The sequence below is a fragment of the Mycobacterium uberis genome, assembly GCF_003408705.1.
Lineage (GTDB): Bacteria > Actinomycetota > Actinomycetes > Mycobacteriales > Mycobacteriaceae > Mycobacterium > Mycobacterium uberis.
In genome coordinates this window covers 138643-152525 of record NZ_QAYL01000002.1, presented here as the reverse complement: position 1 = coordinate 152525, position 13883 = coordinate 138643, and the positions used below count along the sequence as shown (strand labels likewise).

Below are 13883 nucleotides of genomic sequence, written 5' to 3'. Positions count from 1 at the left end.
TTGGTGATGAGGGATGTCAGGGCCTCTGACCGAATTTAGACCGTCACGGTGCTGAAGCTATTGTGTGCTGGCGACTACCAACTCACTGTAACCGACCGACGCGAGATTGGCTCGTGCTACTTGGGGTTGAGCTCCGATAACGATGGGATGCTTGCCGAGTGTTCCGTGTATCCGACGATGTGGATACGGATGTGGTTCGCTGGTGGGAACCAACGTGGTTATACCGCTGGCAAATCCCAATTTGGCGGTCAGTACGGTGAATATCGAGTTCGCGTTGTGCGACGGTTGTGCGTCAGAGTGGGCACGAGTCGCACAGGCCGGTGACACCATCAGGGTGACGGTTTTAGGTAGCAAGTTCGCCATCCCTACACCACCCTCGACCGGGTACGTTATTACTCTTACTCGCGATCAACTCCCTACTCGACTCGATCGAGGGCGCTCCCGTATAGGTGTTTCTCGAAGCCTGCTGCGACGACGACAAATGCCTACCCGTGATGCGTAGTGTCGGTTTCACCTGAGTAGGCAGCAAGAACGGCGACAAGTTTCTCGAGACCGTGCGGTCGGCAGCGTTCGATGTGAGCGATCATTTCAGCTGGGCGGCAGGACTATCGCATGGTGAAAAATCCATTAAAGTGCAAGCTTACTGGGTGGCCTGACCGGATTGGTGGGACACGCGCCAGGCCTACAGTTCAGCTGATGCCGTGCCGGAAGACATCGCTACTTCGGGCCGTTGTGACCCTACTTGGATGCTATGCGCATTCTTGAAATGCAGTGGGCCTCCTCCGAGTGTCAGAGGGCGAGCGCACTAGCACTTCCTCCTAGTCTCTTGGCTGCGGTGTGGGCATGTGGCGTCTTGCCCTCGGTAGCGGTGGCGTTACCGGTGGTGGTGCACCCCCGTTCCGGGTGGCGCTGGTTGTGTGGGTGCCTTAGGTATTCTAGACGGGAACTGCGTCAAATGTTGCAACGGTGACAGCTGCGACCAGGGCCTGCGAGGTGCTGGGATGGTATCAGCCCATCGCGATCACATCTTGGACCCACATTGGGCGGCAACAAACACCTCGGCCTTGTCGGGATAAATCGTAGAAAGTACTTTTGTTACAATGCTTTTTGGCGAAAAGTGCCGTGATTAGTTCGGTGTGTTCGGTGCCTGTGTGCCCAAATTCGTCGGAGTTGGCTACCAGCATGGCGACCGCCTCGCGGTCCAGGTCCATCCGGAAGGTGTACTCGACGACATTAATTGCTACCGAATCCATGAATTCGAGCATTGCGAGACGCAGCCAAGCGGAGCCTCCAGCATCGCATCGACAGCCGCCTGGATCGAGGCGAAGGTGGCCACCACAATTGCTGGACGCGTTTTGGACGGGCAACAGCCGCAGCCTCCCTTCTGTGATGATGCCCAGCGTGTCTTTCGCTGCCAACGGAGAGCTTTGTCAGGCTCAGCTCCGCGAAGTCTTTGAGCCGTGGGGACCACTTAACCGAACCGCGGTGCTATCGGCTAGCAGCATCCGTATGTCCAGTACGGAGTCGATGGTGATGCCGCATTTCGCCACAGCACAACCTGCCGGCACTTGTGGCAATGCTGCCACCGATGTTGCATATCTCGGATGACGACGGGTCGGGCGGATAGCATAAGCCCATGTTCGGCAGCGGCCTTCTGCACCTCCACGTTGAACAGGTCAGGCTGGCACATCGCGGTGCGGGGACAGGGTCAACGGTGATGTCACGCATCTTTTCCGTCGATATCACGATCCTTCGTCATCCAACGTGGTAGCACCGCCCGATAGGCCGTTGCCGGCTACCTACGGGTACCCGATTGGCACTGGCTCAGCGCAGCACGGTCTGCACCTCGCCGGTGCGTTGTGGCCGAACCACGGCTAGCGGTTTGCCGGCCGATGGGTCCAGGGTGCGGTCGTACCGGTAGCTTTTAGTGACGGCTGGGTCGGTGACCACCATCCCGTTGGGCAGGGTGGCGATGATGCTGGTCAGGGCACCTACGCCCCGATACTACGGTCTGGGATCGACGACCAACTTCGGTGTGTGGTCCAGCTCGTGCAGCGACGGTCACCTGACACAGACAAACCCGGCCAACACGATGGACAACGCCAATTCCAAAAATGCTGTCCGTAATCCGGCGGCGTAGATCAACGGACAGGCGAGCAGCAGGCCCAACAGGCCGGCGATAAACACCAACGGCGTCATCACCTCGATCCACCCGGCTGCGCAGATAGTGTGGCACCTAAGTGTGTGCCATACAGCTATAGACTGGTGTAATCAGCTCATAGAGTATGTAGATCGGTGCGGCCAATACCAGGATGATCGACAACGGCGGCAGAAACGCGATTAACACCGTCGCTGAACCTAAAGTCAGGATTACGGTCAGCATAATTGTGCGCCGGCGCGCGTGTTGTGATTAAGATGGCTTATGTAGCCGTGCCTGCCAGACTGCTCATCAAAAGGGCCATCAATATCCAGCTTAGCTACTGTGGCTATGCCGGTCGTTGACAGTCATTCGGAAACAGCACGCTTTCCATCGGCAGGTACATTGTGGTGGTCGCCAAGTCGATTGTTCCCACTGTGCAGAAGATCCGCAGGCTTCACACGAAACGCAGCCCGTCGGCGATCCCGGATACCAGCCCCTGCGGTTGGGTTGGGTTGCGTGGTGCGGCTTGCCGGCGCCCTAGAGCCGCGACGCGACAATCGCGAGGGTCAACTACCCTGAAGGCTCCCGCGATGATCCACATTGTGGTGATGGTGATCAGTGTCGAGACGAGCAAGGGGAGTGTGGTTGAGCCGGCTGCGATAGACGAGTCCCGTATGTTATCCCCACGTTGTAACATCACCTAGGGACAACTAAATGGTGGAAGTGCTATTGCCCACGCATGTCACTAACGCGGCAGACAGGATCAGGAACGCCGGGCCGCGGTTGTTGTTTCTCCTGCGAGGTTGAATTTAATGCCGAAACCGTACGCTGAACCACCGAATTTCAGTAGATTGAGGCTCATTCGCTGCCGGACTGTGCTTAATGCTTTGATGTTAGTGTGCCCATCCCTCTAAATACTGGCCAGGCGTTTGATTCTCCGGTGGGACCCGGAACTGGCTGGCCGGGCGATTCGGCCACGCCGCGGACCCGGGTTGCCGCCGATGCTGAGGAGGTTTTGGTGTTGGCGGGTGGAGCAAGCTCGATTCCCGAACTCAACGCGCAAATCAGCGTGTGTCGAGCTTGCCCACGGTTGGTTAACTGGCGTGAGGAGGTTGCTGTCGTCAAACGCCGAGCCTTTGCCGATCAACCCTATTGGGGGCGGCCGGTGCCGGGATGGGGATCGGAGCAGCCGCGGCTGTTGATCTTGGGGCTAGCGCCTGCCGCGCACGGCGCCAACCGGACTGGGCGGATATTCACCGGCGACCGTTCTGGAGACCAGTTGTACATGGCACTGTACCGGGCCGAGCTGGTGAACTCACCGATCAGCGTGGACGCTGCAGACGGGTTGCAGGCCAATCAGATTCGGATCACTGCACCGGTACGGTGCGCGCCGCCGGGCAACGCTCCGACGTCGACGGAGCTGGTGACCTGCTTGCCTTGGCTGGATGCCGAATGGCGGCTGGTGTCCGAGCATGTGCGGGCAATCGTCGCCCTGGGTGGATTTGCCTGGCAGGTCGCGCTGCGACTGCCGGGCGATTTCGGAATACGCAAGCCACGGTTCGGCCATGGCGTTGTAGTGCAGCTGCCTTCCGGTGTGTGCTTGCTTGGCTGCTACCACCCGAGCCAGCAGAATATGTTCACTGGTAGGTTGACGCCGGCAATGCTCGACGAAATTTTCCATGATGCCAAAAATCTGGCGGGAATTGAGTAGCGTGAAGACGGTTGTAGATTCCAGTGCTAGTGTAACCGGTACGGATTCAGCTGATCGGATTGGACGGCAAGTTCATTCGGTAGCTACGGTGAAGTGGTATCACGGGCTATGCCCAGTGAGGAGATGATTGGCGTCCGAGGTCTGGCGCTAGAGGTGCTGGAACGCACGAGATTGTTGGCTGCCGCTTGTCGGAGATCCGATCAGTAATCCGAAATCGAGCTGCTACATGACGGCCTTGTCGCATTGCTCTACGGGCTAAGTTAACCTACGAATGAGTACGTGTTCGACAACAGTATTTCCGCATTGGAGGACGGCGATGACTCGGTACAGGTGATTTTTGAGCGCACAGTCGCACGAAGCTTCAACCTCGTTGTCAGTGCTGAAAGATTGCATTCCAATGTGCGCAGGTCGGTTTGCAGGTCGGAGGAGAATTTTTCAAGAGATTGGACGTTGCCCGGTATGTTGGCCAGCTCTGAGTTGGAGGTAACTAGAGCGGCTAGCACCGTTGCTAGGCGACTGGCGGTGTATAGATCGGATTGGATCGATACCACTGGACGACGTTTACTACGCCGTTAATTCTAGCCTCAGAGGCAAAAATCGCGGCCATCCATCAATTCGAGGGACATGAACTAGCAGGTCACCCTTTCGCCTTGCTAGTTGACCACGAACCTCACTAAGTCTTCGTGTTAGATGGCAAAGTTACACATCAATAAGACATCGAGAATTTATTAGGCGAGCGTCGGTACGGTGTCAGTGTGGTTACGTGCATACCGGTTCCGACGTCCGATCCTCTGCTTCGTCGAGAGCAGTGGGCAGTTCCGGTAGCCGCCATTACCATCGTGCTCTCCGGTTGCGTGCATGTCGACAGCACGGACAGCGCTGAATTCACGGTTAGTGTTTTAGATTCCGTGCCTTGCCTTTTGCCCAACTACTCTGGCTATCTGAAGTTGGATCTCGGCAGTGAATTCAGCTGCGGTTTCCTGCCAGTACCTCAGAGTCGTGTCAGCCCGTGCGGTAGGAAGACCAAGTTTGCGGTAGCCTGGGCTAGGGCGCAGTCACGGGATCCGAGGGCCTATCTGACTAGCATGTTCGGAGGTCCGCGTTGGTGAGTGCGGATTCACTGGACACGATTTGGCCGCAATCGCGATCGTGACGTTGTCTTCGTCGACCAGCGCGGTATGTTGCATTCCAACTTGTTGCTGAGTTGCCCAGAGCTGGATCACTCCATGGATGATTCGGCTGGAAGGCCCATCCAACCACAGTCGATGGAGGGCCAGGATCTCGATGCGGTCTGGGAGCGTCGCACCCGGCTGTATTCCAATGGTTACGACCTAAGCGCCTACAACACCACCAAAAACGCTGCTAATATACTCGATTTGCGCACGACTCTGAATATCGGTAAATGGACTGTCTACGGCATGTTGTGCGCCAGTTATCTGGCGTTTCAACTTCATGGCGACCGCCCTGAAGGCATCCATAGCGTTGTCCGTCGACTTCTTGTTTCCGCCACAGACTAATGCATTGATGCAGCGGTGGTCGAGCGCGGTGGAAGGGGTTTGTGCGCTTTTGATGCCTGTACGGCTCAAAAAATCTGTGTTGCAGCTTGTCCGGACTTAGCCCATGAATTGACGACGACGGTTCAACGCTTGGCTAAAAGTGTGGTGTCGCCGACTTACGGTCAGCTGAGGCGGTCGGGTGATGCTTGACGGTTACCAATTGGGTAACCTGATTTTGCAAGTAAGCATAGCAGTAGGTAGTTACGCAGCCTTGCCGCAGAGCATTTACGTCATTGCCAACGACTACGGAATCACCGCCGCTCGAATTATTCTCGTTGTGATTCCGCTACCAGAGATGATTGGCTACGGCCTCACTTATGGTGTGTTCTGCCGAGAGGATGCGGTATTTATCAGCCTTGCTCGCCGCCATCCATACGGCCAACCAAGCACTGCCCGATCTACCAGTCGAAGTGTTGTCGTTGGCGCCGTGGGCTCTGCAGCTCGTTCTACGAGTGCGTTATCTGGGACGTCGGTCGTACCGGCTTGCGTGTATATGAGCCGGTCCGCAGCAATGTGTCAGTGCTGTTATTCACCGGCACCCTCGGAGCGGTCACACCGTTAGGCCAGGCTGTGGTGGCCGCGGTCACGCTGCCGCACAGCAGGGTGCTGCGATTCTCCGGTCCGGGCCACGACGTGGTAGTAGCTTCCGAGTGCGGCAGGCAGATCATGGTTGGTTGCCTCAGCAGGCCAGACGACTGCCAGAACCGCTGCCTCGACTAGATGCGGCTACCGACTTTCGTTGGTTAAGCAGCTTCGACGTGAATTCACCTTTGGTGTCGAGGTTAGTGGCGGGTCAGCACGACGACCGGTGTCGGCCTCGACGTCCGGCGCCGGTAGTTGGTATTGATCGTGTTGACGATCTGCCAGATCTGAGCATAGTCTGCATCGTCGGGTAGCACAGGCTTTACCCTCACACCGAATCATTGCGGCCTGAGGTTGATCTCGAACTCCAATTTGACCTTGAGGTTATGGTACCAGTCTTGGAGAGCGAGGATACGACCCTTGGACACTTACTATCAGGTAGGTGTCGCCATAGCGAGCATAGGTGAGTGATGCGATTCGTGGTTGGCCTGTCTTGGTGCCGGTAGTATGCAGCAACAAACTTGTTGGTACACCGGGGATGCGGTGCCTGATCTGATTGTTGGTGCTTCGGTAGATCGCGTCATGCAGCTTCAACAGCTGCACTCCTACGTGCTGCTTAATCCGTTGGGAAAGGTCCATGGGGTCAGTTTTGCGGGAGTGGTATCTAATTGTGCCAGCATCTGCCGCAGGATCTGTCCGGTGCCTTCCCAGTCCGGGTTCCGGCGTAGCATCATGTCCTTGGTGACTGACAATTTGTAGCCATTGCGTTATGACAGCACGTGCAGGTGAATATCCAATACTGTCTGGAGCACGGCGCGACTGTCGTTGATGGCGATGTTCGTCGCGTCGGCCAGTTCGGTTACGCGGGCTGCTTCCGCGAAACGTTGGCCGATGGCGATTATCTCGGCCAACGTATTCGGTGGGGTGTCGGTGAGATCTAAAGTGTGCTGTTTGGGCAGTACCAGAGTGTGGCTGCGGATGGACCGGCGTATATCTAGAATCACCAGGTAGTTGTGGTCTTCGTAGATCCGGATAGTCGCAGCTTCCCCGGCGACGATCACACAGAACATGCAGGACATGTTGCCGCGTTACCTAGCCCAAGTCATCGGATGATCGCGGTGGCGATCGCCTCGATAGCCCGATCGAGAATTGGGCGGGTGGTGCCGAAGTTCAGCCGCGCGAATCCGGCGCCCACCGTGGCGCCGAACGGGATGCCGGGTGACAGCGCCACTTTCGCGTTCGCCAGCAAATAATCTGCAGGCTCGACCGGCAGGTTGATGCCACGGAAGTCCACCCAGGATAGATAGGTGCCCTCCGGGGTGTTGACCTTCACCCCGGGGACCAACTCGGGCAGGGTCCGCACCAGGTGGTCGCGATTCGCCTGCAGATAATCGATCAGCTTGTCTAGCCATGGCGCGCCATGTTGGTAAGCCGCGATGTTGGCGCGGATACCAACCGTCGATGTTCCCATTTTGTGTAGCATGTTGATTCGGTCCCACGCTTCGGCATCTCGACTGTTGGACAGGATTGCCTGAGCGCACATCAGGCCGGGCAAGTTCCATCCCTTGGAGGCTGATGTCAGCGTAACCACCGTTTCGGCGGCCGTGTCGGACACAGAAGCGGCGGCGATGTGACGGCGTCCATAAACCAGTGGCCCCCAGATTTCATCGGCGATGACTCGGGCGCCATGGCTGGCGGCAATTTCCACGATCGCTTGCAGCTCGGCTTTGGTGAACGCGGTGCCCAGTGGGTTGTTCGGATTGCACAGGATCACCGATCCGGCCCCCTGGATGAATGCGGCCTCAAGAGCGTCTAGGTCAAGAACGTAGCGTCCCGAATCTTGCTGTAACGTCGGGATTTCCGCTAGCTGGCGGCCCGTGACTTGCAGGACGCTGAAGAACGGCATGTAGGCGGGCACGGGCAACGCGACCGGACTTTCTAGGCGAGTGAGGAAGTTGATAACGGCTTCCATTCCCTTGAGGACATCGGGAATGATGCGGATACAGTCGGGTTGGACGTGCCAGTCGTAACGTTGTTGGCACCAGTCGGTGGTCGCTCTCAGCAAGGTGTCCTCGCCGAACGGTGGATAGCCGAACTCCTCGTTCTCGACGCAGGCCCGCGCTCCTTCGAGCACCGCTGGTGCTGTGGGATAGTCCATCTCCGCCACCCACAATGGCAACACGTCGGGTCCGAAGAAGTTCCACTTGATCGTGTTGCGGGCCCGAAGCTGCTTCTCGGTCAACCGGTCGAAGATGTTGTCATACATGTCAGTAGTCTGTGTCCTCCTGTCTTTCGTTACCGCTGTACTAGCCACCCCAACGTGGCTGAGCCCACTTGTGCACGCTGAATATGCACTACGTCTTCACGCCTGATACTCGCGGGTAGCTTAAACCAGCGCAACATGCTGCAGCGGCGCAGGAGTGCTTTGATATCGGTGAACTGCTGCCACTGCTCGGGGTGTAGATCGTGGTCAAAGATGATGTCGACGTCGCCGTCGAGGTGACGACGTGCGGTGGTGATCTGTGCTGCGGTGGTTGCCGGGCTGTCTCCCCTGATGCTGAGGTCCGACGGCGGTGGATCGATCCGCGTCCCATCTACCTGGTGTGGCAGGTTCGGCCTGAAACCGCAACGCAATCGGATCTGACTAGAGCCGCACGACCAGGCATAGCATGGACTCGGCGTTAATGGCCTGATTACGCGGTCAGTGATGGACGCGGCATTGTTCCTTGACGTGACGGCAACGGTACTCTGTCCCGAAAGTGAGTGTGTGGCCGCGGTGGCGCGCACTCCCAGCAAGCTGTGGGTTGCCTCGAGCATCAAGGTTCCAACGCTGCACGCTAAGGTTGAGGGGAAAAGGTTGGTAACCGTCGGTCAGGCCGGTGTCTTGCTTCGCGAACTGGGCCACGACGTTGTCCTACGTGACCCCCGATTATCCACGTCCCGCGTTCTATGCGAACTACTGTGTCCTGATACTTGCGTGACATCAGCGACGATTCGGGTGTACAGACCCACCCTGACCTGCTCAAAGCACGCACCTGCGCGCTGGACAGCTTGACATAATTTTTTTCAGACCGGCGCATGGTTGCTATTAGCAGCGGAGAGGCGGCGCTGGATCTAGTCGATCTTCGACGGCGTTAATGTCGTCGTGACCCGGACCACCGCGGATAGCCCGTTCCATGTCGGCGCCTACCGGCACTGTAGCGCGCTGTCGACATTGTTGTTAGTGGCACAACGGATTCCGTACTACCCTATTTTAGATTTGACCTGTCAGCACGCTGTGGCTGTCCCCTGGAACTGTGACGGTGGTAGTTTGCTTATGTCAGTGCAGCGTGAACCCAAAGTGCATCAGCGTCAACCGCACGTAGATTCATCGGCTGGAGACGGACAACGTGTTTGGGCAAAACACTGCGGCGATAGTGACTCTTGAAGACAAATATAGGCAGTACTGGATGGAAGATGTTTAATGTGACGACGGGCTGCTATGAGCTGCTGGTGCTCGAGGCGTTGTCAGCGATTACTCTGTGGGTGTCGCCGCCGATCACCATCCAAACCCATTGGGGCTCAGGAAGCTAACATGGGTTAGCGAGGTGGTGTGTATATCGCACGACACACCTCGGGTGTGGGCTCCGGCGAGCCTGATTGACTCTATGTACTGATCCAAGCAAGCCATGACCGTTTCGTAGGTTCAGTGTGTGCCGACAAATTGTTGGACGACTACATGCAGCAGTGAGAAAAACGCTGGCATTACTGCCGACTTCGCCACGATCGTGACGGAATAATTAACTATTGATATAATGAAAATAGCTATGCTGCAATGTATTTACACCGAAGAACTGATATTGGTCTTGTCGTTCGGCGTCACGGTCATAGCGGCTCTTGCCGTTGTGACGATTGAAATGCAATGCTCTGTCAAAGGTAACCATTGACTTTACAGACGAGTTGGCTTGTCGCTCAGTTAAACATGCGCTTTGCGCACGATTACGATTGACCTATCTTGTAACGCATTGACGGTGCTGGCCGAGCCAGAAGCAACCTTGCCCAGAGCGATGGTGAGGGGCATGGTAATCAACATCGCTCAGTAACTTCGTGATCACCAGCCTGGTCATCGAGCCGGGGCGTTCAGGCTTGAGTCATTCGGTAATATGCCCCATGCTGAGCCAGCAGCTCGGCGTGACTGGCTTGCTCAACGAGCTTGCCTGCCGCTACGAGCAAAATGCGGTCAGCGTCGCGGATCGTTGAAAGACGATGCGCGATGATGAAACTCGTTCTGTCCTGGCGAAGCTCGCGGGTGGCGTGTGCAATGAGGGCCTCGGTGCGAGTATCGACCAAGCTGGTTGCTTCGTCCAGGATCAATAGCTGCGGCCGGGCCAGAAATGCGCGTGCGATGGTGATGAGTTGCTTCTCGCCTGCGCTGATGTTGCTACCGTTGTCGCTGACCCGGGTCTGGTAACCGGCTGGCAGTGTGTGGACAAACCGGTCGACGTAGGCTGCTTTGGCAGCTTCCATCACTTCGTCATCGCTGGCCTGCTGCCGTCCATAGGCAATGTTTTCAGCGATTGTCCCGTCGAATAGCCAGGTGTCTTGTAGTACCATGCCGATTCGTCCGCGCAGCGCATGTCGGCTCATCGTGGTGATATCGACTCCGTCGATCAGGATTCGTCCGGAATCTACGTCGTAGAAACGCATGAGCAGATTCACCAGGGTAGTTTTACCCGCTCCGGTCGGCCCGACAATTGCTACCGTGCTGCCCGGTTCGGCCACCATCGATAGATCATCGATCACCGGCGTGCCCGCGCGGTACGCGAAGCTCACATGCTGAAATTCCACGCGACCACTGGTGCGCGATCCTCGGTCGTTGGATGGCGGCAGTGTCAGCACCGGGTCCGGTAGTTCCTCGGGCTCGTTGAGCAGGTCGAAAACCCGCTCTACGCTGGCCAACCCGGATTGCAGGGTGTTGTACATCCCCGCCACCTGGCTCAGCGGCATATTGAACTGCCGGACGTATTGAATGAAGGCCTGGACGTTGCCTAGCGTGATGTGTCCAGTGGCTATCTGTAGGCCACCCAGCACAGCGACCACAACGTATCCCAAGTTGCCAATGAACGTCGTCGTCGGTGATACCAGACCAGAGAAGAATTGGGCACCGAAACTCGCTTGGCAGACGTCATTGTTGAGGTTACGGAACTGTTCTCGTGCCGCGGCCTGGTGGCCGAACGTCTTGACTACCGTGAATCCACTGTAGGTCTCCTCGATATGGGCATTGAGAAGTCCGGTGCTCGTCCACTGAGCCACGAACAGTCGTTGCGAGCGTCGCGCGATCGCTCGTGTCACCAGCAGCGACATCGGCATTGTCAGCATGGCAACCAGCGTTAGCAACGGCGAGATTGACATCATCATTGCTAGCACCGCTATCATGCTCAAAAGCGATGTCAACAGCTGGCTGAGCGTCACCGACAATGACGATTGAAGGTTGTCGATGTCGTTAGTGACCCGGCTCAGTAGCTCACCTCGTTGTTGTGTATCGCAATAGGACAGCGGCAGCCGGTGCACTTTGTCTTCGACGTCGGAACGCAGCGCGACCATAATGCGTTGCACGGTAACGTTGGCCAGCCTGGCTTGTGCCCAAGTCAGTAGTGCAGAAACGAAATGCAGAACTGAAACTAGCCCTAGTGTTCTCCCCACCGCGACGAAGTCGACACCCTTACCCGGGACCACGTTCATCCTCGACAGCAGGTCGGCGAAGGCATTGTCGCCACGGGCCCGGGCTGCAGCGACCGCTTGCGCTTTACTGATTCCCGCAGGCAGCCGTCGTCCGACGACGCCATTGAAGAGCAGGTCGGTGGCGTGGCCGAGGACCCATGGAACGATGATACCGATCGTTGTTCCGGTGATGCCGAGTGTGATCACCGCAAGGCTGAGCCGACGTTGCGACATCAGCTTTTTCACCAAAAAACCAGCCGAAACACAGAAGTCGCGGGACCGGGTGGTAAGAGCAGCGGGTACGGTCACTGTGTATCTCCGATGTCGGCACTGATCGCCTGTGAGTCGACAAACTCCGCGTAGGTGGTGCAGTCAGTCAGTAGCGACTCGTGGACGCCCGAGCCCACCAGTTTCCCATCGTCGACAACGATTACTTGGTCGGCCTGGGCTGCAGTCGAAATTCGCTGTGTTACAATAATAATTGTGGTTTTTCCGGACATTTCGCGTAAAGACTCACGGATCCGTGAGTCGGTGTGCATGTCCAGTGCGGAGAACGCGTCATCGAACAGATAGATGGTCGGACGCCGGATGACGGCTCGCGCAATAGCTAACCGTTGCCGTTGTCCACCAGAGAAATTGATTCCGCCCTGAGCGACGCGCATGTGTAGCCCGTCGTCGTGTGCCCGGACAAATCCATCGGCGGCGGCCACGCGTAGCGCTTCCCACATCTGGTCGTCGGTGATTACCTGATTGCGGGCCGCGCCATAGCGCAGGTTATCGGCGACGGTGCCGGAAAACAGGTAGCCACGTTGGGGCACCAGCCCGATCGACGACCAGAGTCGCTCGGTATGATAATCTCGGACATTAACACCGTCGACCAGAACCGCACCGGCTGTCACGTCGTACAGTCGGCAAATCAGCGCAATCAGCGTCGACTTGCCTGAACCGATGCTACCCATTACCGCCGTTGTGGTGCCGGGTAGCGCGGTGAACGAGATACCCTGTAGCACTGGGCGATCTGCGCCCGGATAGGTGAACGTCGCGTCGTCCAGGCGCACGGCACCGGTGACTCCACCTCGCGGGAGGCGAGGGCAGGGTGGATTGACAACGGCGGAGCGAGTGGACAGCACCTCGGTTATTCGCTCAGCACACACCGATGCGCGAGACAGCGCCACCAATGTTATAGTCGCCATCAGCACCGCCATTAAGGTCTGGGTGAAGTAGGCTAGGAAGGCGGTCAGCGAGCCGATCTGCGTCTGGCCGTTATCGACACGCAGCCCGCCAAACCAGATCAGCGCTACACTGGACATATTAATGGTCAGCGTAGTAGTTGGCAGCATTAGCGCTTGCCAGTGACCCGCTTGCAGCGCGGTAGTTGAGAGCGCGACATTGGCCCGCTCAAACTTGGCACGCTCAAAGGGCTCACGGGTAAACGCCCGGACCACTCTGATACCGGACAACTGGTCGCGCATAACCCTATTGATGCCGTCGATCAAACTTTGCATGTTACGGAAGAGTGGCAACATGTGCGAGATGATCCAATAGTTTGTCACCGCTAAGACCGGAACGCTGATTAGCAACAGCCAGGTCAGTGCGGCCTCCTGATGGATAGCCATGATGATACCGCCGATGCACATGATTGGCGCGGTCACCAGCACGGTGCCGGATACCTGAACCAAGTACTGGATCTGTCGGACATCGTTGGTGGTTCGAGTCAACAACGTCGGCGCTCCAAATCGCGTGGTCTCGCACTCGGAGAACGTGGTGATGTGATCGAACATCGCCGAGCGCAGGTCGCGACCAAAAGCCATTCCGATCCGGGAACCGAAATAGACGGCCCCGATCGAACACAACGCTTGCAATCCGGTGACTGCTAGCATCACCATACCGAGCCGGACGATGGTTGCGGTGTCGTTTTTGGAGACTCCGTCATCGATGATTGCCGCGTTGACCGTCGGGAGATATAGCGTCGCCAGGGTACTGATCAGCTGCAGCACCATCAGCACCGCGACTAGTCGGAAGTGCGGTCGGATGTACTGGTACAGCAGTGCCGGAAGCATTTGGTAACTGTCGCACATGGAACGTGTCCCGGTCGCCGCCACCGCCGGATGATTCCGTGCTTACGCGTGTCAACGCGAAGAGGATTGAATTGCCTGATCAGATGGCGTGTCGGTGGTTGATTCGTCGGGCTAAC

At 57.3% G+C, this 13883-nt stretch carries 10 protein-coding genes and 4 pseudogenes; 5 read left to right on the top strand and 9 right to left on the bottom strand.

The genetic code is table 11. The features are described from left to right. The first annotated feature begins 147 nt into the window (after positions 1–147). A pseudogene (locus MUBE_RS19760) lies at positions 148–656 on the top strand (ferredoxin reductase domain-containing protein). Positions 657–1039: 383 nt separating this feature from the next. Here the strand turns inward: MUBE_RS19760 and MUBE_RS02770 are convergent. The 3 genes and pseudogenes from MUBE_RS02770 to MUBE_RS02765 form a co-directional block, all read right to left on the bottom strand. Continuing rightward, positions 1040–1953, bottom strand: a pseudogene (locus MUBE_RS02770) (FAD-binding oxidoreductase); the annotation flags it as partial. Between the two features lie 108 nt (positions 1954–2061). Further along, complete coding sequence (locus MUBE_RS15420; RefSeq protein ID WP_165849659.1) at positions 2062–2199, bottom strand: hypothetical protein; 138 nt, start codon at positions 2197–2199, stop codon at positions 2062–2064. A gap of 395 nt (positions 2200–2594) precedes the next feature. Then, positions 2595–2840, bottom strand: a complete 246-nt coding sequence (locus MUBE_RS02765; RefSeq protein WP_133297026.1) for a hypothetical protein — start codon at positions 2838–2840, stop codon at positions 2595–2597. A 198-nt stretch (positions 2841–3038) separates the two neighbouring features. Here MUBE_RS02765 and MUBE_RS02760 point away from each other — a divergent pair, with 198 nt between their 5' ends. The 3 genes from MUBE_RS02760 (at position 3039) to MUBE_RS16880 (ending at position 6127) form a co-directional block, all read left to right on the top strand. Next, positions 3039–3851: a uracil-DNA glycosylase gene (locus MUBE_RS02760; protein WP_116539391.1), complete on the top strand. Its 813-nt coding sequence runs from the start codon at positions 3039–3041 to the stop codon at positions 3849–3851. 1109 nt (positions 3852–4960) lie between these two features. Next, the gene (locus tag MUBE_RS02755) at positions 4961–5368 is read left to right on the top strand and encodes a hypothetical protein (RefSeq protein WP_116539390.1); all 408 of its coding nucleotides are present in this window, start codon (positions 4961–4963) and stop codon (positions 5366–5368) included. Positions 5369–5734: 366 nt separating this feature from the next. Continuing rightward, positions 5735–6127, top strand: a complete 393-nt coding sequence (locus MUBE_RS16880) for an alpha/beta hydrolase (protein WP_116539389.1) — start codon at positions 5735–5737, stop codon at positions 6125–6127. 62 nt (positions 6128–6189) lie between these two features. Here MUBE_RS16880 and MUBE_RS02745 read toward each other — a convergent pair. The 4 genes and pseudogenes from MUBE_RS02745 to MUBE_RS16875 form a co-directional block, all read right to left on the bottom strand. Next, a pseudogene (locus MUBE_RS02745) lies at positions 6190–6628 on the bottom strand (nitroreductase family deazaflavin-dependent oxidoreductase). Next, positions 6595–7068, bottom strand: a pseudogene (locus tag MUBE_RS02740) (HIT domain-containing protein). Before MUBE_RS02740 ends, MUBE_RS02745 begins: the two co-directional pseudogenes overlap by 34 nt. A 23-nt stretch (positions 7069–7091) precedes the next feature. After that, positions 7092–8255, bottom strand: coding sequence for a MalY/PatB family protein (locus MUBE_RS02735; protein ID WP_116539388.1), 1164 nt, complete (start codon positions 8253–8255; stop codon positions 7092–7094). A gap of 29 nt (positions 8256–8284) precedes the next feature. After that, positions 8285–8806, bottom strand: coding sequence for a hypothetical protein (locus MUBE_RS16875; RefSeq protein WP_243632774.1), 522 nt, complete (start codon positions 8804–8806; stop codon positions 8285–8287). Between the two features lie 548 nt (positions 8807–9354). On the opposite strand from MUBE_RS16875, the gene MUBE_RS19755 reads away from it, so the two are divergent. Then, positions 9355–9453, top strand: a complete 99-nt coding sequence (locus MUBE_RS19755; RefSeq protein ID WP_116539511.1) for a PPE domain-containing protein — start codon at positions 9355–9357, stop codon at positions 9451–9453. 655 nt (positions 9454–10108) lie between these two features. Here MUBE_RS19755 and MUBE_RS02720 read toward each other — a convergent pair. Both MUBE_RS02720 and MUBE_RS02715 read right to left on the bottom strand, forming a co-directional pair. After that, positions 10109–11998 carry an ABC transporter ATP-binding protein gene (locus tag MUBE_RS02720; protein ID WP_116539387.1) on the bottom strand — a complete coding sequence of 630 codons (1890 nt, stop codon included), beginning with the start codon at positions 11996–11998 and terminating at the stop codon, positions 10109–10111. Beyond that, complete coding sequence (locus tag MUBE_RS02715) at positions 11995–13749, bottom strand: ABC transporter ATP-binding protein (RefSeq protein ID WP_116539386.1); 1755 nt, start codon at positions 13747–13749, stop codon at positions 11995–11997. The genes MUBE_RS02720 and MUBE_RS02715 overlap by 4 nt, the downstream gene beginning before the upstream one ends. Positions 13750–13883 lie beyond the last annotated feature (134 nt).

Excerpts from the sequence above, each read along its gene's own strand:
- MUBE_RS02735 (WP_116539388.1), bottom strand. The coding sequence starts at position 8,255 with ATGTATGACAACATCTTCGACCGGTTGACCGAGAAGCAGCTTCGGGCC.
- MUBE_RS02715 (WP_116539386.1), bottom strand. The coding sequence starts at position 13,749 with ATGCTTCCGGCACTGCTGTACCAGTACATCCGACCGCACTTCCGACTA.
- MUBE_RS15420 (WP_165849659.1), bottom strand. The coding sequence starts at position 2,199 with ATGACGCCGTTGGTGTTTATCGCCGGCCTGTTGGGCCTGCTGCTCGCC.
- MUBE_RS16875 (WP_243632774.1), bottom strand. The coding sequence starts at position 8,806 with ATGCTCGAGGCAACCCACAGCTTGCTGGGAGTGCGCGCCACCGCGGCC.